The 23,313-nt window shown below is 41.8% G+C and carries 20 protein-coding genes and 1 tRNA gene; 13 read left to right on the forward strand and 8 right to left on the reverse strand.

Annotated features, from left to right (window positions below; all coding sequences use genetic code 11):
- Positions 1-8 precede the first annotated feature (8 nt).
- Positions 9-1,142 (forward strand): zinc-binding dehydrogenase, encoded by a 1,134-nt coding sequence (locus tag CRG89_RS02365; RefSeq protein WP_158648668.1) that lies wholly within the window; start codon positions 9-11, stop codon positions 1,140-1,142.
- A 110-nt stretch (positions 1,143-1,252) separates the two neighbouring features.
- On the forward strand, positions 1,253-1,384 hold the full coding sequence (locus CRG89_RS09085) for a hypothetical protein (RefSeq protein ID WP_269459682.1): 132 nt from the start codon (positions 1,253-1,255) through the stop codon (positions 1,382-1,384).
- 76 nt (positions 1,385-1,460) lie between these two features.
- On the opposite strand, the gene pdxT is transcribed toward CRG89_RS09085, so the two are convergent.
- From pdxT to CRG89_RS02380, 3 genes are all read right to left on the reverse strand, one after another.
- A complete protein-coding gene (gene pdxT / locus CRG89_RS02370; RefSeq protein WP_103287879.1) occupies positions 1,461-2,087 on the reverse strand; it encodes a pyridoxal 5'-phosphate synthase glutaminase subunit PdxT in 627 nt (208 codons plus the stop codon).
- A 57-nt stretch (positions 2,088-2,144) separates the two neighbouring features.
- Complete coding sequence (gene pdxS, locus CRG89_RS02375) at positions 2,145-3,068, reverse strand: pyridoxal 5'-phosphate synthase lyase subunit PdxS (RefSeq protein WP_217349422.1); 924 nt, start codon at positions 3,066-3,068, stop codon at positions 2,145-2,147.
- Between the two features lie 175 nt (positions 3,069-3,243).
- Positions 3,244-3,837: a hypothetical protein gene (locus CRG89_RS02380; protein WP_103286765.1), complete on the reverse strand. Its 594-nt coding sequence runs from the start codon at positions 3,835-3,837 to the stop codon at positions 3,244-3,246.
- A 270-nt stretch (positions 3,838-4,107) separates the two neighbouring features.
- On the opposite strand from CRG89_RS02380, the gene CRG89_RS08585 reads away from it, so the two are divergent.
- The 3 genes from CRG89_RS08585 (at position 4,108) to CRG89_RS08590 (ending at position 5,127) form a co-directional block, all read left to right on the forward strand.
- Positions 4,108-4,255: transfer RNA gene (locus tag CRG89_RS08585), tRNA-Trp, on the forward strand.
- Between the two features lie 313 nt (positions 4,256-4,568).
- Positions 4,569-4,694, forward strand: a complete 126-nt coding sequence (locus CRG89_RS09090; RefSeq protein ID WP_269459681.1) for a hypothetical protein — start codon at positions 4,569-4,571, stop codon at positions 4,692-4,694.
- Positions 4,695-4,950: 256 nt separating this feature from the next.
- The gene (locus CRG89_RS08590) at positions 4,951-5,127 is read left to right on the forward strand and encodes a hypothetical protein (protein WP_158648669.1); all 177 of its coding nucleotides are present in this window, start codon (positions 4,951-4,953) and stop codon (positions 5,125-5,127) included.
- A 323-nt stretch (positions 5,128-5,450) separates the two neighbouring features.
- On the opposite strand, the gene CRG89_RS02385 is transcribed toward CRG89_RS08590, so the two are convergent.
- Positions 5,451-6,212: a hypothetical protein gene (locus CRG89_RS02385; protein ID WP_148695254.1), complete on the reverse strand. Its 762-nt coding sequence runs from the start codon at positions 6,210-6,212 to the stop codon at positions 5,451-5,453.
- A gap of 1,218 nt (positions 6,213-7,430) precedes the next feature.
- Positions 7,431-9,077 (reverse strand): lysine--tRNA ligase, encoded by a 1,647-nt coding sequence (gene lysS / locus CRG89_RS02390; RefSeq protein WP_103286767.1) that lies wholly within the window; start codon positions 9,075-9,077, stop codon positions 7,431-7,433.
- A gap of 178 nt (positions 9,078-9,255) precedes the next feature.
- On the opposite strand from lysS, the gene CRG89_RS02395 reads away from it, so the two are divergent.
- Complete coding sequence (locus tag CRG89_RS02395) at positions 9,256-9,642, forward strand: carboxymuconolactone decarboxylase family protein (protein WP_103286768.1); 387 nt, start codon at positions 9,256-9,258, stop codon at positions 9,640-9,642.
- 129 nt (positions 9,643-9,771) lie between these two features.
- On the opposite strand, the gene CRG89_RS02400 is transcribed toward CRG89_RS02395, so the two are convergent.
- From CRG89_RS02400 to CRG89_RS02410, 3 genes are all read right to left on the reverse strand, one after another.
- Positions 9,772-11,469: a tRNA uridine(34) 5-carboxymethylaminomethyl modification radical SAM/GNAT enzyme Elp3 gene (locus CRG89_RS02400; protein ID WP_103286769.1), complete on the reverse strand. Its 1,698-nt coding sequence runs from the start codon at positions 11,467-11,469 to the stop codon at positions 9,772-9,774.
- A 77-nt stretch (positions 11,470-11,546) separates the two neighbouring features.
- Positions 11,547-12,650, reverse strand: coding sequence for a thermonuclease family protein (locus CRG89_RS02405; protein ID WP_148695253.1), 1,104 nt, complete (start codon positions 12,648-12,650; stop codon positions 11,547-11,549).
- Positions 12,651-12,736: 86 nt separating this feature from the next.
- On the reverse strand, positions 12,737-12,937 hold the full coding sequence (locus CRG89_RS02410) for a hypothetical protein (protein WP_103286771.1): 201 nt from the start codon (positions 12,935-12,937) through the stop codon (positions 12,737-12,739).
- A 732-nt stretch (positions 12,938-13,669) separates the two neighbouring features.
- Here CRG89_RS02410 and CRG89_RS02415 point away from each other — a divergent pair.
- From CRG89_RS02415 to leuS, 7 genes are all read left to right on the forward strand, one after another.
- Entirely contained in the window at positions 13,670-13,993 is a 324-nt protein-coding gene (locus tag CRG89_RS02415; RefSeq protein WP_103286772.1) for a hypothetical protein, read from the forward strand.
- A 33-nt stretch (positions 13,994-14,026) separates the two neighbouring features.
- A complete protein-coding gene (locus CRG89_RS02420; RefSeq protein WP_103286773.1) occupies positions 14,027-15,268 on the forward strand; it encodes an ornithine cyclodeaminase, nickel-pincer nucleotide-dependent in 1,242 nt (413 codons plus the stop codon).
- Between the two features lie 310 nt (positions 15,269-15,578).
- Positions 15,579-16,169: a hypothetical protein gene (locus CRG89_RS02425; RefSeq protein ID WP_103286774.1), complete on the forward strand. Its 591-nt coding sequence runs from the start codon at positions 15,579-15,581 to the stop codon at positions 16,167-16,169.
- Positions 16,170-16,204: 35 nt separating this feature from the next.
- Positions 16,205-16,888 (forward strand): transcription initiation factor IIB family protein, encoded by a 684-nt coding sequence (locus tag CRG89_RS02430; RefSeq protein ID WP_103286775.1) that lies wholly within the window; start codon positions 16,205-16,207, stop codon positions 16,886-16,888.
- Between the two features lie 49 nt (positions 16,889-16,937).
- Positions 16,938-17,297: a hypothetical protein gene (locus CRG89_RS02435; RefSeq protein ID WP_103286776.1), complete on the forward strand. Its 360-nt coding sequence runs from the start codon at positions 16,938-16,940 to the stop codon at positions 17,295-17,297.
- 165 nt (positions 17,298-17,462) lie between these two features.
- Positions 17,463-20,210 carry an alanine--tRNA ligase gene (gene alaS, locus CRG89_RS02440; RefSeq protein WP_103286777.1) on the forward strand — a complete coding sequence of 916 codons (2,748 nt, stop codon included), beginning with the start codon at positions 17,463-17,465 and terminating at the stop codon, positions 20,208-20,210.
- 25 nt (positions 20,211-20,235) lie between these two features.
- The gene (leuS, locus tag CRG89_RS02445) at positions 20,236-23,313 is read left to right on the forward strand and encodes a leucine--tRNA ligase (RefSeq protein WP_103286778.1); all 3,078 of its coding nucleotides are present in this window, start codon (positions 20,236-20,238) and stop codon (positions 23,311-23,313) included.

Here is a 23,313-nt window from a genome sequence, read left to right on the forward strand (position 1 = left end):
TGATGTGTATGAAGGCTGTAGTACTGCATAGACATGGAGGGGTGGATGCGTTAAGGTATCAAGACTTCCCAGAGCCCTTATGCAGTAAGGATGAGGTGCTAGTAAATGTACATGCATGCTCTGTTAACAGGCTTGATGTATGGGTTAGGAAGGGTTTAGCAGGGAGGGAGGTTAGATTCCCACACATACTAGGCTGTGATATCTCTGGCTATCTAACAAGTGATGTAGACCATCCTAATCTTAAGATGAAGAAGGGTAGCAAGGTTGTTGTTTATCCAATGATACATTGTGGTTCATGCAGATTCTGTAGGATTGGTAAGGAGAGTAGATGTATAAGTAGCAACGCATCTATAATTGGGGGGTTCAGTAGCTGGCATGGTGGATATGCTGAGTATCTCAAGGTACCAGTAAGGAACATCATACCATTGGAATCGTATCTTAGTATGGAGGAGGCAGCATCCATTAACATTGCATACCTTACAGCCTACAGTATGATCAAGTATGCCATGAGGCTTATGAGGGATATCAATGGATACGATGATGTTACCATTGCTACTACTACTGCTGCTGTTGATTATCTTGCTAATACTAACACCGTTAATGATAACCTATCTCTACTAGTGTATGGTGCTGGGAGTGGTATAGGGGTAGCAAGTGTACAGTTTGCAAAGGTCATGGGTTACAAGGTTATAGCAACAGTAGGCAGTCAAGACAAGTTAGAGAAGGCCTACGCTTTAGGATGCGATCTAGTTATAGATAGGAGTAAGCAGGATATAGTAAGAGAGGTCATGAAGTTCACTATGGGCGAGGGTGTGGATCTAGTAATAGACCATGTTGGTATATGGGATACAAGCATAAAGTGCTTGAAGAAGGGGAGTGGCATAATGGCTGTGTGTGGAGCAACTGCATCTGAGCATACAAATGTTGAGGTTAGACCATTCTACAACAAACTTGCACTGATCTTTGGTGCATATCTGGGCTCTAAGAAGGAACTTGTAGAGATGCTGAGGTTCATGCAAGAACATAATATAAGGCCAGTTATAGACTCTGTATTTGCGTTAAAGGATGCTGCTCTTGCTCACACAAAGATGGAGATGAATAACCATTTTGGCAAGATAGTGATCAAGGTAGCATCGATCTAACTACTCCTTGGAGATTTTCATAGTACACTATACCAAATTATGAAATTCCTAATTTCAAAATGTTGCACTATAAAATATTTTAATATAATAGGGTATGGTTTTGCAGTGTAGTGTTTAGCATACCAGTAACATTCAATGTTGTTCCAGAGAGTATAATAGGTGCAGTAGGTGTAGTTGGAGGTTCATTTACAGCAGTTGTGTATAGGATGAGGAAGGAGAGGAGCAGGGATAGGATAGGATAGCATAGGAACTAATGCAATAGAAAGTTCACCTTCTTTATCAATGGTAAAGAAGGGAGAGATATGTTATATCATATTATCACTTCTTCTTGTACTCTTTAACTAACTTTATAAAGTACTCATGAAGTCTTGTATCTCCCGAGAGCTCAGGGTGAAAAGATGTACCTATAATATTACCTTGTTGAACAGCAACTATCTTGTTGCTATCATCTAGCCTTGCAAGTACATCAACGTTGCTCCCAACGCTCTTAACCACAGGAGCCCTTATGAAGACACCCTTGAATGGTTTATCTCCAATCACCTTTATGCTTAGATCTACCTCGAATGAGTCTATCTGCCTACCAAATGCATTCCTCTCAACTGTTACATCTAAAAGGTTCAGCAACTGCTGTCTAGTCTCACCAACAACTCTATCGTATGCCCTCTTCGCTAACACTATCATACCAGCACATGTGCCTAGAACTGGCATCCCAGCACTTATCCTCTCCCTTATAACTTTGAGTGAACCATTGAGCATAGCAAGTGTACCTATAACAGTGCTCTCTCCCCCAGGTATTATCAATCCATCTATACCTCCAACATGCTCTGGATACTTAACCTGTACAACATCACCATCTAAATTTAGTGATCTTAATGCCTCTCTAGTAGCATTAACATTCTCCTCCACATCCCCTTGAAGTGCTAGAACACCTATAGTTATGCCCATCATTAAACACCCACTAATTAATTGATCGATAGATGATGTATAATCACCATATCACCATCATGCCTCGCTACCCCTCTCCTGCATCCTCAACTCTAGGGTCTTAACATCCATACCAAGCATAGACTTGCCTTCATCTATCATCCTCTGAGCCTCCATTACAACCTTTGGATCATCCCAATATGATGTTGCTATTACTATTGCTCTAGCCCTCTCCATGGGATCTTGGCTCTTGAATATGCCAGAGCCTACAAAGACACCATCACACCCTAGACTCATGAGCATAGCAGCATCTGCTGGGGTTGTTATTCCTCCAGCAGCAAAGTTAACCACAGGCAATCTTCCAAGCCTTGCGGTCTCTAGCACGTATGCATATGATACCCTTAGTTCTCTTGCTGTCCTTATAAGTTCCTGCACATCTCCATCCTCATATATTGCCCTTATCCTCCTTATCTCGCTATTCACTATCCTTATATGCTTAATCGCTTCTGCAACGTTCCCTGTACCAGGCTCTCCCTTGGTTCTTATCATAGATGCCCCCTCCTCTATCCTCCTCAATGCTTCTCCAAGGTTCCTTGCACCATTAACGAACGGTGTAGTGAAATCCCACTTCCATATGTGCCTCTCCTCATCTGCTGGTGTTAAGACTTCAGACTCATCTATCATATCAACACCAACAGTCTCAAGCACTCTTGCCTCCTCAGTATGCCCTATCCTGCATTTGGCCATTATTGGTATGGTTACATGGTCCCTTATCTCCTCTATCACCTTTATGCTTGCAGTTCTAGCAACTCCTCCAGCCTTCCTAACATCATAGGGAAGTTTATCAAGCACCATTACTGCAACAGCACCAGCATCCTCAGCGATCTGTGCCTGCTCAACATTTGTAACATCCATTATAACCCCATGCTTCTGCATATGTGCAAACCCACGCTTTACTAACGTTGTGCCCTTTGTTACCGGCAGAGCATCTATTCTATCCATCTTTATGCCTCTAGCATTCAACTCTGTTGAGACCAGTGATATATTGCTTCTACTTGTGTTCATCATCCTATACTATCAGTATCTTGCATACCATCCAGATATATTTAGTTAACCTCATGCTCATATGCTATATATTGAAGGCTATCATAAATTAGACCCATATTCAGCCTTGTGATCAGGATAAGCCCTGAAGACATCTAGCCATATCGAACCCTACCCCTGCAGGCTCACTCATGATCTGCATGAGCATGCACCTAAGTCTTATGAGCAATGGGGGCACATCTGCTGGTGCAAACTCATCACTTCTTATACTCTCAGCCCATCTTAGACTCTTGCTTGAGCCATCTAGGGTTGTAGTGAATGTGTACCTGATGAACGTATCACTCCCTTTAACCTCATCACTAAGGTTAAGTGCTGCATCAAAGAGCCCAACATCGTTTATGAATGATCTTATGCTCTTCAACCTCTCACTGGGTACCCTGAACTCCTTCTGCATACTGTTTATGCCCTGCTGCATGGTATACAGTGCCCTACCATCAGCCTGTATGCTCATGCTCTCAACCTTCTCTGCAGCAAACCTCTCTACGACACCAAAGCTTACACGCCTCATCTCCTCCCTTGTGAATACAATACTCATGCTACCTTTCTCCAGTTGGGTTGTGTCACTCGTACTATTAATGTATGATGAGATAACCTGTATGGCAAATATGGTTACAACTGCTATAGCAGCTATGATGGATGTGAATATAACCTTCTTGGAGAGTATCATCTATATTGATAGATGGGATAGGAGATAAAAGTATAACACCTGATGGTAGAGAAGTGACAAACATTTATTACACCCTAGCAGGAAGTATGGTTACTTGAACCTATTCAAGCGTAAAGTAAACAATGGCAATATATGCGAGTATTGTAATGTAGAGTTTCAGGATAGAGAGCATCTAGAGAGGCATAAGAGGGTAGCTCATAGGAAGGGTCGTTGATCGATCATCTGATCTGTTAAGGTTAATATCAAGGCATGTATGACTATTATATGGACGGGGTCGTAGCCTAGTAAGGCAGGGCGACAGTTATAGATTAGGAACCGCAAAGGGCTCCAGAGGTATACGGGTCATCTGACGCAAGGATGATGTGGCTCTGGAGCTGCAGTGACCCGTAGGTCAGGGGTTCAAGTCCCCTCGACCCCACTCCCATTTGGGTTCAAGATCTAGCAATTTATCTATTGGTTAGAGGGAGAAGAGGAGAGGTATGGGCAGGAGGGAGGGGTAGATAGGGGTAATAGTGTTAATGCTAGCGTTAATGTTAATGTTAGTGGTAGGGCTGGTGTTGGTGCTTGTGTAGGGTTTTGGTACGTATAACGACAGCAATCAATATTCAACCCACTAGCATCTAAATATAAATGCTGTTAGCAAGGCTAAGCATAGGCACTTAGTAGTAGACCCTGCCATAAGGCGCTGGTATGAGAATGTTGCTAGTTCTCTAATTACAGCAGATATATGTTTGAGTAGACTAACTTCTGTAACATTACCAACACTACCCCTCACACTAATAGAAATGGATGAACCTGTATTGCTAGACCTCCTACTAGACTATTATGCTGAGCATACATACTCAGCAGTTACATAGAATCTGTTCTACAGGCTATAAAGTCATGGCTGAGCCATAATGGCAAGGCTATTAATATGAAGCAGGTAAAGAGCGCTAGGGATGCTCCCACCCTTGTTAATGAGAGTTCCCTCACAAGAGTTGAAGTATATCCTTCTTGTTGGGGATAAGAAGGCTAGGGTAGCATGTGTTATGGCACACTCAGGGTTAAGACCTGGAGTTCTAGGCGACTAGACAATGACGGACTAGCTAAAGGATATCCCTGATTTAGTTATTGATGCTAGTAGTAATGGCAATGGTTGAGGTAGTGGTAGTAATAGTAGTAATGACACAGCCTCTACTACCATATCCTTCAGAAGAGTGCCAGCATGATAGTAGAAGGGAGTTGAGCAAGGCTAGACACACCTACATAACCTTCCTTAGCAAGGAGGGTTGCTCCTATCTAAAAGACTAGTTAGAGGAGAGGATAAGGCAAGGTGAAGTACTAACCCCTGATTCACCTGTCATAAGACCAAATACAGCAGGAAGATTTCATAATAACCATAAACATAAGTGATAAAGGCAATAAGGAGTGCTTTGCCTAACAACAAGGTAGTGATTAGGTTACCTTCAGCAGTATAGTTGGTTAGTTGTTATTATTATTGCTTTGCTGTATAACTCTGAATACCGTCATTTTGTATCAAGTACTAGAACACTCAACCTATCATACGATTATCGATATAGTGTATAACCTGCATACTTCATAGTTATACTAGGCATATTGATGATAATCTAACCTCAGTTTTGTGACTTATTTGATCTATACTCCTTTATCTTTGCTATTAGCATATCCACATCTATACCCTCAGGGAATTCATCCCCGTAAGCCTTGTTATCATCCATTATCTTATAGTAGCCGTTTGTAGGCGATTCCAGATATATAGCATAGTAAGGAGAGATCTTATCGTTATTTATCAAAGGCTCATAATACTCATTGGTACCATACTTCAAGAATACAATACATCTATCACCAATCTTGCATCTACTCCAATCCCTATCACCAAAGAATATCATCACATCCCCATTGTAATTACCTGTCAATTCCTCCTCCACCTCTATAGTAAAGTTTGCTGTTAGTATATTCTTCTCATCTACATCTTCATCTGGATCAATGTATAGGGGTGTGGGCTCAATCTTGGTTATCCTTCCTAGTATTATGTAATCTGCCCTCATCGTTATATCCTTTATCCTCTCACTCCTTGCTTGTTCAATCAATCTTATTAATTCTTCCAGCTCTATACCATCAGGATGGTAGTAGCCATATGCTTTATCATCTACTATCTTGTATGCCCCTATCATACCCATGATCATGAAATAACCTCCAGGAAATGGAACCAATCTTCCCTCCTCTTCTCTTTCAATTCTTATAAATAGAAGGACCTTATCTCCAGGCATTAGGCATCTGAGTTCTCCAGGTGCTGTTCTAACAATCATCTCCCTCTTACTATAATGGCCTGTAAGATCACGTTCAACACTAACAGTCATGCTACTAAGTGACATAAGTATGTCAGGTGTTAACTTAGGCTTAGAGATCCCTCCAAAGTCATTTATTGTACCTATTATTATATGGTCTGATATCCTTGAAGTATAATCTAATGGGAAATAATCTGATATCCTTGAGTTTAATAGGGGTAGTGCATGTTCCCTTAACGAGTCTTTATTTAACTCGTTAATGCATTCTGGATATTCGTAAATTGCATCAGTATCGTTGTTCAGGCTATCAGAAGAAGGGATTGTTGTTGTGGTAGTATTATTGTTGTTAATTATTATATATGCTAGTACAATAGCAAATGTTATAGGAATGCTAGCTAAGATTACTATTTTGCTACTTGTATTCATCTTATACATACATATATTGCATAAGAGATATTTATATTACGCTATACAGGAAGCGGGGTTATCAAGATATTCTTCATCGTTCACTATTTCTTGTTCAATCATTTTGGTTAACATTTATGCTTGCTATTCTAATAATCTCATGAATGGATTAGATTACATTATTAGCCTAGTAAGAGAGTCCAATATATTCAAGAGGAATAAGGTACCTTTAGAGGATATAGTTCTTGCTGCACTTTTGCACTACTCTGGCTTATCCTTGAGGAGTATATTAGATGGAAGGTTATCATATGAAGCTATTAGGCAGTAGTATAATGCTTTGAAGAATGTTCTGAACGAGCCTAAGGGCAATTGCAGTAGATGGGACTCAAACAAAGCTTAATGGTGAGCATGTCTATGTATTATGCTAGAGATATTAGTCATGAATGGTTTTACAATGTTAAATAAAGAGGAGACTTAGCATTTTATAACAACTTTCCTTGAAGATCATCCATTATCTAAACAGATCTAACAGTAGTATTCATAGATATACAACTTGATAAGAGGATTATCATGATTGATTGATAGTACTGTTTGGATGCTTTAGGAGAGTAATATATTGCTAGTATATACTATTGTTATTGATCATCTGCCTATTGGTTTTGAATGTCTACCTATCTTTACTACTATTATCTGTTAGCATAATCATCATAACTCCTTTATTAGCATAATACCCATATCTGATATAACATACTAACGTTCAATTCATATAGAGACCAGTCTTATCTTGACAATCTCTGTAGGTAAACAGTAAAGCCTATATCCCCTTTCCTCTCTTCATTCTGGTAATACGGCAAGAGAAGAGTATAGGAACGAGGATACGAAAGGGCTGAGATCCATCTTTCATACACTAGCAAGATGCCTCTTGAGTATGTTTATTACATTATCCCTCCCAACATCGATTATGTATGGCCCAAGCCTTGGTCCATAGTCAGTGCCTATAAGCAGCATATACAGTAACCTGAAGAACTCCTTAGGCTCTATTCCATGCCTCCTTGCAGTATCAAATATGCTTGACTGTATAACCTTTGCATCATCACTACTGCCTATTACCTGTATAAGATCCTCTATAGCCTTCCTCTGCCTCTCATCTAGAGATACTGCCTTGGACTCAGGTCTCTGCTGTAACACCTCAATCGCATAAAGCCTTGCCTTGAGTATCCTCTCCCTCAACCTCTCAGAGATCCCATCGCTTCCCTTCAGCATCCCATATGCCCTAAGTCTGTTGAGTACGTATTCAACCTCCTTCCCCTCAACTGCTACTGCTGCCAACTGTGCAAGCAGCATGTATGGTACATGCTCCCCTGCTCTGCTTGGTGGCTTGTTGTGGTTTATGTACTCATATATGCCTCTCTGCTTGATCAACTTCATTGTATCAGCAGTAGTAGTAGAAGCAGAAGATAGGGAAGAAGAAATATCTATCCTACTACTATTGAAGTATGTATCCTCAAGTCTATCATACTCATCCTCAAGCCTTGGTATATCCTCAACACCAACATGCCTTGTACCTGCTATCCTCTTGAAGAGCAGTAGCATGAGAGATTCTGCAGTACCATATCTAAGCCATAACTGAGGTGTAAATACATTTCCAGCACTCTTACTTATCTTCCTCCCACTCTTGTCAAGGAACATCTCATACCTAACATGAAGGGGATGGGCATAGTTCAGTATGTTATCTGCAACCCAGTCATTAACCTTGACACTATCCATTATATCCTTGCCATACGCCTCAAACCTTATGTTAAGAGCACTCCACCTTGCAGCAAACTCAACCTTCCAACTTAACTTACCCTCAGCCTTGAATACATCAGCCTCTCCCTTGTAACCACAGCCCTGTACATACTCTCTACCTATTATGCCTCCTTTACACTCATAAAGTACCTTATGCTCATCCTCAACATACTCATATGCTTGGGCAAGGTATATCCTCTTGCAGTTTGAGCATATAGGAAAGTATGGTAGTATCTGCTTGAACTTCTCCTGTCCAACAAGTTCAGCAATCCTCTCTCCTATAACCTTGGCATTCCTTAGCAGTATATCTATCTCCTTGTTTAGTAACCCTTGCTTATACGCCTCATACCCACTCTGGAACCTATATTGTATGCTTAACCTATCCAGTGCATCCATGAGCATACTTGACATGTGCATTGCATAGGATGAATGACATGTGAATGGGTCTGGTATATTGCATACTGGCATCGCTATATACTCCTTGAGCCACTCTGGAAGCCCATGTGGAATCTTCCTAAGCCCATCCATATCATCGCTATATGCTATCAACTCCCCCTTGTAGCCTAGATTCTCTAGTGCAAGTTTAACACCATATGCTCTAACAGCATCGCCAAGGCTACCTATATGTGGTATTCCAGATGCTCCCAATCCAGATTCAACCCTTATTAACGATAGATCCCTACCAAGCCTCCTCTCCCTCTCTACTAGGAGGTGGGCAACCTTATCTAGCCATGTACCCTTGCCTATTACTCTTTGCATCCTCTCTCTTCACCATCATCTACCATCCCTCTTTATATATATCTAAAAGTATATAGCCTAATACCACATGATTATTATCATATTTAAAGCAAGAATCCTGTAGTATTCATAACTTTTGGTGGTATAATTTACCATACATTTAATAAATGTTTAAATAGCTTATTCTAGTATATAGAATATGGCAGTAACAGAGTACGATAGAACACTAGATGATATATCCAAGGCTATGGGATCTGTACCTGGATTCTTCAAAGGAGTGCCAATAGATGTTCTCCATTACATGTGGCCAATATTCAAGAAGTACGAACTAGGTACAAGTCTTATACCGCAGAAGTATAAGGAGATGATAGGGTTAGCTGTAGCAGCAACCATAAAGTGTCCGTACTGTGAGATATACCATAGGAGTGCAGCAAAGATGCATGGAGCAACTGATGAGGAACTCAACGAAGTAGCAGTTATTACAGGCAGTACTTTGTTCTGGAGTACTGTACTACATGCACAAAAGTACGATTATGAGAAGTTCGTCAAGGAGCTAGAAAGTGTGGCAGAATATCTTAAGAAGTGAAAAGAGAACCAACACCATATAATGTTGATGAACATAACCTCTCTCAACAGTAAGGGAGAGACATGAGATCTATAGATGAGGTATTGGATAAATGAATGCTCTACTCTTATTTTTCTTCTTTTACCTTAATCATAGTTCTCTTCCCATGTACGGTCCTTCTTGTACATAGCCTAGCTTCTTATAGTACTCCCTTGTTCCTACAGCGCTTATAACAAGCAACTTGCTTGCATGGAACTCATCTCTTGCTATACGCTCAGCCTCCTCCATGAGCATCCTCCCAAAGCCTCTATGCTGGTAACTCCATGGATAATGTTTGTGCAATGGTAGCACTTGACCATACACATGCAACTCTCTAACGATACATGTGTTGTTGCTATTGCCCTTAACCTCATCCCTATGTGCATAACTGCTAACCTTCCTTAGCCTTAGGAAGCCGAAGAGCAGATCCTGCTCAGGATCCTCATAAGATAGAAAGACCTCCCTTCCATTACCAGCATCGTAATCCTCACGCAAGAGTACTGCTCTACTTGGGTCTATGCTGGTAGTAGTAGTGTTTGTAGTGCCAATATTGCTAGCATAGTTGAGTCCAGCCTCTCTGCACCTTATGCATCTACACTTAAGCCCCTGCTCTCTTAACCTCTTCAATGCTAGTTGCCTAGCATTCCCATGCCTTACCCCTGCAACTATCTCACTGCTATCAACCTCCCTCTGGATACGCATTATCCTAACCCATCTTGGCACCATACTCTTAATCCTTGCTATGAGTTCTATGAACTGCTCCTCACTGTATGGCTTGTACTCCCCTCTCTCATAGAGTTTGTAGAGTGGAGTATCCTTCAGCACAAGGGTTGGGTATACCTTGATCATATCTGGCTTGAACCTAGGATCATTGAATAGCATCCTGAACTCCTCAATATCCTGCTCAATGCTTGAGCCAGGGAGTCCAGGCATCATATGTGCAACTATCTTGTACCCTGCATCCCTTGCTATTCTAAATGCATCTACAACATCTTGAAGTGTATGTCCTCTATTGACAAGCCTGTAAACCCTATCGTTCAATGCTTGCACACCAATCTCAACCCTTGTTATGCCATATGAGAGCATGAGATCAACATGCTCCTCCTTGCAGTAGTCTGGCTTTGTCTCTACTGTAAAGCCTACATTCCTAACCTCAGCATGCTCATTGTATGCTATAGCCTCCTCAAGTGTGCTGCTCCTGAACCCATTAAGTGCATCATAGCATGACTTTATGAACCACCTCTGATACTCAATTGGCATGAACAGGAACGTGCCTCCAACTATAACCAGTTCTACCTTGCTTGTATAATGCCCATTTCTTGCTAGAGCATCTAACTTTGATCGTATCTGCATGTATGGATCATAACCATGCCTCATTGCAACTATTGTTGCTGGGGAGGATGGGGTATAACTGTTTGGTATGTTGACCTCAACTCCTCCAGGGCAGTATATGCATCTTCCATGTGGGCATGGATATGGTTTTGGCATGACTGAGATTACTGCTACACCAGATGCAGTCCTAGATGGTTTAACCATTAGTAGCATCTTGAGCCTTGCAAACTTATCATCTAGAAGAGGTTCAGATGCAAGATCACTTCCACTAGTCTTGCCATTCTTATGGTAGTAACTCTCAACGTATGCAAGTATATCTGAATTCTTTGGTAGTGTAGGCAAAGAGTACTTGTTTGCTATAGCCTTGATGATCTTCTTCACCTTTAGCCTATCTATGCAGGGATCATCTATCAGTGTCTTTGCTATCTCCATACATGCAATCTCATAACTACCCTCATTGCTATCCTGTATCTGCATTGTATGATCAAGATGCTGAATTAAATATATTGGTTAGCATATGAACCCAACTCATACCTTCATTCTTCATCCCTTTCTTACCTGCTGAACCTTATACATGGTCTATCAACACTTACTCCATTGAGCATCATCCTATAGGTAGAGAGCCCATCTATGCATACCTCTCTGCTATCCTTCTTCACAACGTATAGCTTGATGAGGAGTGTATTGGCATCTATGCGCACCTTATCACTACCATCCCTTACAACAGATGTTAATATCCTTCCATCATCTGTTATTACCTTGGCCTTTGCTATGAAGCCATCATCAGTAACAACCCTTATAGACCCTATATACAGGGAAGGAATCTCAGCACGTATGAAGGCAATCCTCCTCCCTTCTACACTACGCACATGTATTACATCAGATCCTCCTGTATAATTGGTAAGATCATCAACATCAATGTATACAATAGCATCAGCATCATCCAATGTATTAACAAGTATGCATGGGTCTAAGGTTGGGGCTAAACATACCCTGTATACACCAGCAGCAAGATTAACACTCGTTATGTTCTCATAAACCTTAACACCATCTGAACCTACAACTGTAACCTTGCCTACCATCTTGCTTGAATATCCTTCAAACCTTATCTCCTTGCTCTCCCTCCATACCCAGTATGGGTAGAGGTCTGGCTTTATGTAGAGTTCATTCTTGATGAGATTTGATTCAAGGAATGCTCTTTGCACAGATACCCATGCTGTATAACCATCGATCTTGACGTTGCACCAAAGATAGCCTAGCATTCTTCCATACCTATCTCTAGGCTCAAGAGGATCGATGAGAATGTATGCATTGCCATCACTGCATAGGCTCTGTAGATAAGCCTTTGCATCACTGCCTAGAGGCTCCCTCAACTCATACGCATTGTAGCCTACAAGCCTGAGGTTCTCCTTCTTATCAAGCAGTCTAACAGTATCCCCATCAACAACACTTATCCTAGCATACTCTGCATTTGGATGGTGATGTTCAAGTATGATGAGATCGTATGTGTTCATGCTCATGGATGAGCCTTCCTGTAGTAGAGAGGGTGATTGCAGCAGTAGCAGTAATAGTAATGGTAGTAGCATGAATAACATTAGTAGTGGGTGTATTGATACAATACTAACCATGCTTGGTGCTTTAACCCTTTTGTTATGCATGATATCTATCAAGGATATTAATATTAAAATTTTCCTATTTCTGGATAACAAGGCAGGTGTACAAAACAAAAAATAGGATGTAAATGTTAAGCTATAGACAGTTCAGGGAACGTTGCTTGAGGTACCTTAAGTTCGCTCTGTAACTTCCTTATCTTCTGAGCATACTCTATCATCTTCTCCCTATCCCCCTGTACCTTGGCTATCTTGTACCCCTTCCAAGCCTTCTTCAATGCACCCCATGTCTGCCCTACAGTGAACGTTGCCTTTGCCTCTCTTGCTCTTGGCATGAGATGAGATAAATGCATAGGATTATTATCATGTTAGTAGAAGATTGTTAATACTATGGTCAATTTGTGTTTATATAAACTGCTCTGTCGCTTGCTTTGTTGCATAACTACCTAGCAAGATCTTTTAATATGCATAAAGATTAGGCTATTATGGATTGGTAAATATAATGAATCTTTAGTTAAGCGTAGGGAGACACTCTTCTCTTTTAATGCATTGCAATTGGTGTTATGAGAAGATAAATAGGGGGTAAGGAGGGTATTAGCAGATGGGACATATTATAGCATATAACTTAGTCCCTTGCTTACTGATAATGCAAGAACCTGCTATAAGGGTAATGAAGAAGGAGTAACTCTATAGATGGTGATGATCATCTAGCATATGCTGTATAGCACAGCATACTAAGATGGAAGAGTAGAGTACAGCAGTATGGCTATATATAGATGGATAGCAGAAGTAGAGTCAGCATTCTCTTCCTTAGGATATTCAGTAAGCATGTTATGGCTAGAGTATATTAAAGGTTAAAGAGTTCAAAGGTATCATTATTATACAATCTACTTAACATACAGTAGATAAGCAAAGAAGGTAGCTAAGGCAGATATCATATGTATTAACCAATAAAGTAGTTTTGTAACATAGGCTGCATAATCTATCCATCAACCAATAAGAAGCCTCTACACTTCTTTTACTAGATAAGAAAAAGAGATATGAGGAAGAAATGCTAAGGCTATCAGATGCAGTACTTCCAAGCACTCCAGATAGGGCAGGCAAGGATAAGAGATGCAGTAAGCATACTCAAGAGGTACACTGGTAATGCATTACCAGCAATAGCATTGAAGGGTTCAAGCCAAGGCAAGGGTTGGGAGCCAGTTGGTGAGGAGAACCTCTACTCAGTAGTTGAGGGAGAGCATGGCCTTATCATCTGCCTATGTGACTCTGATGGTAATGCTAAGGCTATAGCATCATGGTATAGCAAGGAGGAGGCTGAACAGATAGTAGTAAGGATGCGCAGTGATGGTATGCAAGAGTACAAAGGAAAGGTTAGGCTTCCTGTATGATTTTTATCCAAGCATGTAAGATTACCTACTGATATGGAGTATGAGCAGGAGGTTGAGGTTACTGGCCATCTAATAGACTCTATGATCCTAACAAGGATATTCGATAAGGTTATGGATCTGAATGGTGACTTTGAGGTTCTAGAGTTCAGGATAGGTAAGGAGAAGACATCTCCAAGTTATGCTAGACTGCTAGTTAAAGGAAAGAGCCAAGAGCACCTTGCAAGGATACTGGAGGAGGTTTACAGGGAAGGCGCAGTCTCAGTAAAGATTGAAGAAGTGATGCTTGAACCCGCTCCAAGGGACATGGTACTTCCAGATGAGTTCTATAGCACAACCAACAACAGGACTATGATATATGTTGATGGTAGATGGGTGGAGGTTGAGGATATAATGATGGATAAGTGCATAGTCTACGATCCATCAAGCAGGAGAGCCTATTGTAAAGCAATAAGAGAGGTTAAGAGAGGAGATCTCATAGTAGTTGGTGAGAAGGGTATAAGGGTTATCCCTCCAGAGAGGCCTAGGGAGGGTGTGGATCTCTTCAAGTTCATGAGTAGTGATGCATCTAGCGAGAGACCAACGCTGCAGATGATAAGGAAGGTTGCAAGAGATATGTATATGCTTAAGCATAATGATGGGAAGATAGTTGTGGTTGCAGGTCCTGCAGTTGTGCATACTGGTGCAGCAGATGCCCTAGCAGCATTGATAAGGCTTGGCTACGTTAAGGGTTTGCTTGCTGGTAATGCATTAGCAGTACATGATATAGAACATGCTCTCTTCGGTACATCTCTAGGCATGTATGTTCATGATGGCACTTTAGCAATTAGAGGGCATAGGCACCATATGCGTGCAATCAATGAGGTCTTCAAGGCAGGCTCGATAAAGGCTATGGTTGAGAATGGTAGGTTAAAGAAGGGTATAATGTATGAGTGTGTAAGGAATGATGTGCCTTATGTGCTCATAGGCTCGCCAAGGGATGATGGTCCAATACCAGATGTTATTACAGATGTTGTTCAAGGTTGGAGGATGTACAGGGAAGTGCTTAGAGGTGCAGATATGGTTCTCATGCTTAGCACTATGCTCCATAGCATTGCAGTAGGGAACATGCTCCCTTCACATGTTAAGGTTGTTATAGTTGATATAAACCATGCAGTTGTTACAAAGTTGATGGATAGAGGTACATGGCAGGCTGTAGGTATAGTCTCTGATGTTGGTGTATTCCTTCCAACACTCCTTGAGAATATAACCGCACTTGAAGGTAGCCATAAGATGTGATTAATCTATCTCTAATCTATTCACTTATCTAGATACTACATCAGCCCATCCATACATCCTCTATAATAACCATCAAATAAGCAGATCACTTGCTTACATCTGTACATGTTAACATCTGTTCATTACTACACCATCTCATAACTGTCTTGCTATACATTCATCCATTATAACTTAAACTTTAAATATATATATCCATTTTTATACAAAAAGTATTATATTTTTCTATGATATGAGTTAAACTCATGAACATATGTCACTGTGATATGTATGGGGATAGGTTGTGTGAGTGTGGATGCTGTGTAGGTGATGGATGATGGTTGAACCACTCTATGTATTCTCTCCACGCAAGACTGTCTATGCTGGAGCTGTTGCTGGGTTCATAACAAGCTGGTATGTTACAGTGCTGCTTATTGCAAGTGAGTATGAGATAGGTTTCCCATTGGGTACATTCTACACTGTTATAGGCGAGATTGTAGGGTTAAGAGGTGTATATGCACTATACTCAGGTTTGGCACTACATGTTGCAACCAGCACGATAGTTGGTGCATTATCCTCACTCCTGCTAGTAACTATACTCAAGCACTGGAGGTTAAGGGGCAAGGTATGCATAGTCTGCTCGTACAGGGCTGCTGGCGTTGGTCTTATACTGGGCTTCATCATATGGCTTGTACTCTTCCTACCAGTAACCTTCCTAATAGTTAAGCCATCTCTAGCATTTAGAGCAGTAAGTGATGTTAGCATGCTCTACTCCACACCCGTATCAGTCAATGCACTCCTTGGCATGGTATGGAGCATAACGATAAGTGCACTACCATACCACCTTGGCTATGGTGCAACCCTAGGCTACCTCATGAGCAAACTTGTAAAGCGTATAGCAATAGTTAGTAGCAAGAATATTTAAATATCTAATTAGGTCAGACTAATTAGGTGCAACTAATGTACAGTAAGAGCAGGGAGATCGATGGTTGGGTTAAGGATCTGCTGAGAGCGCAGTATATGCTTGTAGGAGGTGATTGCATGCATGGCATATACAACTCCAACTCAATTTTTTCAAGGGCTGCAGAACTTTACATGGACTTCAGCAGGGTGTATAGGGTAAAGAGTAAGAGGGTTATAGCGTATACAGCACTCTATACAGCAATTAGGCTTGAAGGATATGCAATAACCGTTAATGCATTTGCAAAGAGGGTTGGTATGGATGCAAGGAGGCTTGCAGTATGCTATAGAGCAATGCAGAGAACGTTGGGATTAACCGTGCCTAATGCAGCACTACATGCATATGTGGATGAGATTGTAAGGTGTATAGGCAATGGTGTGCAGGACGGGCAGAAGGGTATTGATGTTACAGTGCTCAAGGATGTATCGTATAGGTTAGCAGATGATGCTGCTAAGATTATGAATAGCAATGGCGTAAACCCTGCTGGTGTTGCTGCTGCAATAGTGTATTTAGCCTTAGGGGATGAGGGGAGAAGGATGGTTAGTATGAAGTATCTAGCAGTAACTGCAGGTATAAGCCTAGTTACTCTAAAGAAGAGGGTTGAGGAGTTAAAGGTTCTGCTGAGCAAGCATGGTAATGCTATACCATTGCAAAACAAGACTGATCTGATAAGTAAGGAATAAGTTAGGCCACTTCTCATTTACCTTAAATAAGGAAGGTAGGTCCAAGAGCATGGCTAAAATAATAGTGATAGAGATAGGAAAATCTGTAGTTGGTGCTGTAATAAAGCACCTAGGAAGACCTTATGCTGTAGTAAGTTACCCTAGAGAGGTTCATATAAACGAGTTCAAGAAGATAGTGAAGGAAGCGTACCAAAAGATAAACGATGCACTCTCTTCCAATGAGTATAGTAGTGAGGGTAATAGTAGTGATAGTGATAATGAGGTATGGCTCATACTATCTGGTCCATTGGCACTAATCTTTCAGTTGGGGCAGGTTGTAGGAGAGATGGATAATGTAAAGATACTCCAGTACTACAATGGTGAATACCATATAGTGCCTTCAATAAGTAAGGATGAGTTAAGTAAGTAATAGAGGATGAAGAAGATGATATGATGATGGTGATGATAAGGAGGAGGAGAGTAGGATATGGTATGGGTAGAAAGTAGACAGATATGCAGGCTTGCATAAATGACGGTGCATCGCATCAACAGATGATAGAAAGGATTAATAGATTATTCCTATCATGCTATTGTATTGAGTAAGGAGGAGTTACTTGCAAGGTTCTCATCAGAACCAGATAGGTACTATAGGGTATCCCTATTCGATGATCTTGGGTTCAAGAGGCAGCAGTGTAGTGTATGCAATGCCTACTTCTGGGCTCTAAATGATAGGGAGAGGTGCCCAAACTGTGAGCCCTATGGGTTCATAGGCAACCCTCCAACCAGCAAGAGGCTTGATTACATAGAGGCATGGAAGGCTGTAGAGGATTTCTTCATCAAGAATGGGCATACATCTGTTAAGCGCTATCCTGTAGTCTGCAGATGGAGGGATGATCTCTTCTTCACTGTAGCATCGATAGTTGACTTTCAGCGTGTTATAGGTGGTAAGGTGGTATTCGAGTTACCTGCAAACCCACTTATAGTACCTCAGATGTGCTTAAGGTTCAACGATATAGAGAATGTTGGGAGGACTGGGAAGCACTACACCTCATTCTGTATGATAGGGCAGCATAGCATTGCTGATGCTGAGAATGGGTATTGGAAGGATAGATGTATAGAACTAGATTATAAGATGCTTACAGATGTTCTAGGCATAAGGAAGGATGAGATTGTATTCGTTGAGGATGTATGGCTTGGTTATGGTGCATTTGGGTACTCTCTAGAGTACTATGTTAGAGGCTTGGAGTTGGGTAATGCTGTATTCACTGAGTTTGAGGGGAACCCAAGGGATTACAGGATAATGAAGGAGAGGGTGGTTGACATGGGCGCTGGGCTTGAGAGGTTCTCATGGGTTACTATGGGTACGCCAACTAGTTACGATTGCACATTTGGCCCCGTTGTTAAGCATATGATCAATAGGTTTGGTGTAGAGTATGACCAGGATCTGCTTGGAAGGTACTTCAAGATAGTTTCAAGTAGTAGTATTAGTAGAAGTAGCATGGGTATTGATGGTATTGCAAGGATGCTTGGTGTAGATACAGATAGACTTGAGAGGATTATAGTGCCTCTAGAGGCTATATATGCTGCAGCAGACCATGTTAGAACATTAACATTTGCTGTAGCGGATGGTGCACTGCCAAGCAACACTGGAGGAGGCTACAATCTAAGGGTAGTGCTTAGGAGGGTACTTGCAATGCTGAGAAGGCTAGGATGGAGCATAAGGCTTGAGGAGATTGCAGATATGCACATAGACTATCTATCATCTATGTATCCAGAGTTGGGTGAGCAGAGGGAGAGTGTTAGAACAATACTTGCTGTTGAGAGTAGTAGGTATGCAGATGCTATAGAGAGGATGAAGGGTGTAGTAAAGAGGTTATCTGGGAAGAGGTTGAGCAACGATGACCTCATCAAGCTTTATGAGTCTGATGGGATAACACCTGACTTCCTTAAGGAGCATGGCATAATAGATAGGGTGCCAGAGAACTTCTACACAATACTTGCTGAGAGGCATAATGAGAAGCCTTTGGTAGAGGAACCAAAGCCTATAATGGATGTAAGCAGCATAGAGCCTACAAGGCTTCTCTTCTATGAGGATCAGTACATGCTAGAGTTCTCTGCAAAGGTTGTGAAGATCAAGATGCCATATGTTGTTCTTGATAGAACAGCATTCTATGCAAGGGCTGGGGGGCAAGAGCCAGACCATGGATACATAAACGAGGCTAGGGTTGTGGATGTTATAAAGCAGGGGGATGTTATACTTCACAAGATAGAGGATGCTGAGATAAGCTTCAAGGAGGGCGATACTGTAATGTGCAGGGTTGATGGTGAGAGGAGAGGGTTGATAATGAGGCATCATACTGCTACACATATAATCAATGCAGCATCAAGGAAGGCTCTAGGCCCATGGGTATGGCAGCACTCAGCATTCAAGGATGAGGACTATGCTAGGCTTGATATAACGCATCACTCTCCACTGAGCAGGGATGATGTGAAGAGGATAGAGGAGTATGCAAACGATATAGTACTTGCTGATCTACCTATAGAGGTTACCCTTATGGATAGGAATGTTGCTGAGCAACTATACGGTTTCAGGATATACCAGGGAGGATATGTGCCAAACAAGAGTATAAGGATAGTCAAGATAAAGGATTGGGATATAGAGGCGTGTGGAGGTACCCACTGTGAGAGGAGTGGGGAGGTTGGTATGGTGAAGATAATAAAGGCAGAGAGGGTACAGGATGGTATAGTTAGGCTTGAGTTCGTTGCAGGCAAGGCAGCATTGAGGTATGTACAGATGCAGGAGGAGCAGGTATCATCTATAGCGGGTATCCTAGGTTCAAGCAAGGAGAAGGTTGTAGATACACTAGCAAGGAAGGTTGAGGAGGCAGATGATGCAAGGAGGAGGTTGAGGTTGATGATAAGAAGGATTGCAGATGGGATGGCAAGCAGTGTTGTGAGCAATGCAAAGATGATCAAGGTTGGTATGGATGAGAGCAGTAAGCATTATGATGATAATAACAATACCATCAAGCTATATGCTGTATATGATGATCTGCTAGATGAAGAGTATCATATAGCAGTAGGGGAGAAGGCGATAGAGATGGAGCCAAGGCTTGTGTACTGTGTATTGATAGGCAAGGGTAACAAGAGTATGAGGGTTATAGTATTCTCTGGTCAATCAGCAAGGAAGAGGTTCAAGGCTAGCAGTGTAGCAAAGAGCATAGCATCCATATTTGGTGGTTCTGCTGGGGGAGATGATAGGTTTGCTCAGGGGGGAGGCCAGTACAGGGAGGTCAAGGATGCATCTGCAATGGTTGAGGGCATCATACTAGGTTCAGCATAACTACTGTTATTAGGAGTGTGCATCCATGCCCATAGACTGGTTTGCTATTCAGAGGAGATGGATGGATGCTTGGGATGAGGCTAGGATATTCGAGAGCGATCCCTCCAGTAAGGAGAAGTACTTCATAACAGTAGCATATCCATATCCAAACTCTCCACAGCATATAGGACATGGAAGAACCTATACGCTTGCTGATGTTCATGCAAGATATATGCGTATGAAGGGCTATAACGTACTCTTCCCCATGGGCTTCCACTACACTGGTACACCAATACTTGCCATGTCAAGGCGTATAGCAGAGCATGATAAGGAGTTGGTAGAGACGTTCGTGAACCTTTATGGTGTGAAGCCAGAGTATATAGAGTACTTCAAGGACCCAGTGAATATAGCAAGGTACTTCCATGCAGAGATCAAGGAAGGGATGAGGGAGATGGGCTACTCTATAGATTGGAGGAGGGAGTTCACAACTATAGATCCATTGTACAACAGGTTCATAACATGGCAATTCAAGAGGTTGAGGGATAAGGGGTTGATCTCCCAAGGCTCACATCCAGTTGGATGGTGCCCTAGGGATCAGAGTCCAGTAAGCCAGCATGATACACTTGGGGATGTTGAGCCAGAGTTCATAGAGTATGTGTTGATAAAGTTCGTGCTAGATGCTAGAGGTAATGATGATGATGGTAGGATTATGGAAGGACTGATCTTACCTGCAGCAACGCTAAGGGCAGAGACGGTATTTGGGGTAACCAACCTCTGGCTTAACCCTGATGCGGACTATGTTGTTGCTATGGTAGATGGGAAGGAGAAGTGGCTTGTAAGCATGGATGCTGCTGAGAGGCTAACATACCTTAACAGGGATGTGCATGTTGAGCATACTATCAAGGGCAGAGAACTGATAGGGCAAAGGGTGAGGGTACCATTGACCAATAGAGATGTGCCAATACTACCAGCAGGGTTCGTTGATCCAAGGAATGGTACTGGAGTTGTTATGTCTGTACCAGCACATGCACCATATGACTATCAAGCGTTGACTGATCTGAAGGCTGGTATACATGCTGGTGTTGGTATCCATGAATATGCTAAAGGTATAGATGCAGATATACTGAAGATAGAGCCAATAGTTATGATAGAGAGTGAGTACTCAAAGGATGGTGTACCTGCATCTGTAGTTATAAAGCGGTATGGTATATCAAGGCAGGATGATCCTAGGCTAGAGGATGCCACAAACGAACTATACTCACATGAGTTCTACAAGGGTAGGATCTCATCAGACCATAGTATAACTATGGACTACTCAAGCATGAGTGTGAAGGATGCTAGGGAGAAGGTTAGGGATGATATGCTCAAGAGGAACCTTGCAGATACCATGCTTGATCTTGCAAAGCCAGTAAGATGTAGATGTGGTGCATCATGCGTAGTTAAGATACTTGAGGATCAGTGGTTCATAAACTACTCTGATAGAGAGTGGAAGAGGTTAGCACACAAATGCCTTGATAGCATGCAGATACTGCCAGAGGATATAAGGGATGAGTTCGTATACGTCATAGATTGGTTAAGGGAGAGGGCATGTGCTAGAAGATCAGGATTAGGTACAAAGCTCCCATGGGATGAGAATTGGATAATAGAGTCACTCTCAGACTCTGTAATATACATGGCATACTACATAATAGCAAAGTATGCTAGGATGCTCAATGTAGATGGAATAGATGATAGGTTCTTTGATTACGTATTGCTAGGAGTTGGGGATCCTTCAAGCATTGCAGAGTCATGCAAGGTAAGCAAGGATCTGATTGAGCAGATTAGGCAGGAGTTCCTCTACTACTACCCTGTTGATAGCAGGCACTCTGGTAGAGATCTTGTACCAAACCATCTAACATTCTTCATCTTCAACCATGTTGCCATATTCCCTGAAGAGTTATGGCCTAGGCAGATAGTAGTCAATGGTAGTGTGCTTATGGATGGTAAGAAGATGAGCAAGTCTTTAGGCAATATAGTGCCACTGCGCAAGGCTATAAGGGAGTATGGAAGCGATGCAATAAGAGCATCTCTCCTTATATCTGCTGAGTTACTTCAGGACGCTGACTTTACGCTTGATATGTTGAAGAGCATAAAGGAGAAGGTTGAGAGGTTATACAACATATGTATGCAGTTTGCCAATGCTACTACTAGTAGTAGAGGTGAGAGTAACAACAGGGTTGATGAGGAGAGTGGAGGAGGGTATGAGCAAGAGCATGAGTATGAGCATGAACAGAAGCAAGAGCAAAAGCAAGAGCATAAGCATAAGCAGGAGGAGGATGTATGGCTCATGAGCAGGCTTCAGCATATGATAAAGAGCACAACAGATGCGATGGATAGGTTAAGGGTAAGGGAGGCGTTGAACAACCTCCTCTACATAATGGATCAGGATATGCAATGGTATCTAAAGAGGGCAAAGAGCAAGGGTAGAGGTGATGATGAGATAGCATCTACAATCATACAATTCCTTAATGCTAGAGTGAGGATGCTCTCCCCATTCATGCCATTCATATGTGAGGAGATGTGGAGTATACTGAGAGGTAAGGGCTTTGTATCTATGGCAGAGTGGCCCAAGGTTACTCCATCTATGATCAATAGCATAGCTGATGAAGGTGAATCTCTAATAATGCATGTTATGGAGGATGTTGAGAAGATAATCAAGGTTACTGGAATGAAGCCAAGTATGATAACCATACAGGTTGCAGAGGCATGGAAGTGGGAACTCTACTTGAGGATATTGAGCATTATAAATGAGGGTATAACCAACTATGGTGATGTGATGCGTATGCTTGTGAAGGGTTCATCTAGTGCAGGAGGATCAGATACTATAGCAACTTATGCAAAGAGTAAGCCAGAGATGGTGAAGAGGATGATAGAGAGCATACTCTCAACACCCCCAGAGTCTAGGTTGAGGAGGGCAAGTATAGGTGTGTTGGATGAGGTTAGAGTACTTTGTGATGCAATACCATTACTAGAGGAGGAGTACAACTGTAGAGTAGAGGTTATGGTAGAGGATAGTAGTAGCAGTAGCAACAGTGTAGCAAAGAAGTCTGCACTACCATATAGGCCAGCGATATACATAAGATGA

Source organism: Candidatus Nitrosocaldus islandicus, from assembly GCF_002906215.1.
Taxonomy (GTDB): domain Archaea; phylum Thermoproteota; class Nitrososphaeria; order Nitrososphaerales; family Nitrosocaldaceae; genus Nitrosocaldus; species Nitrosocaldus cavascurensis.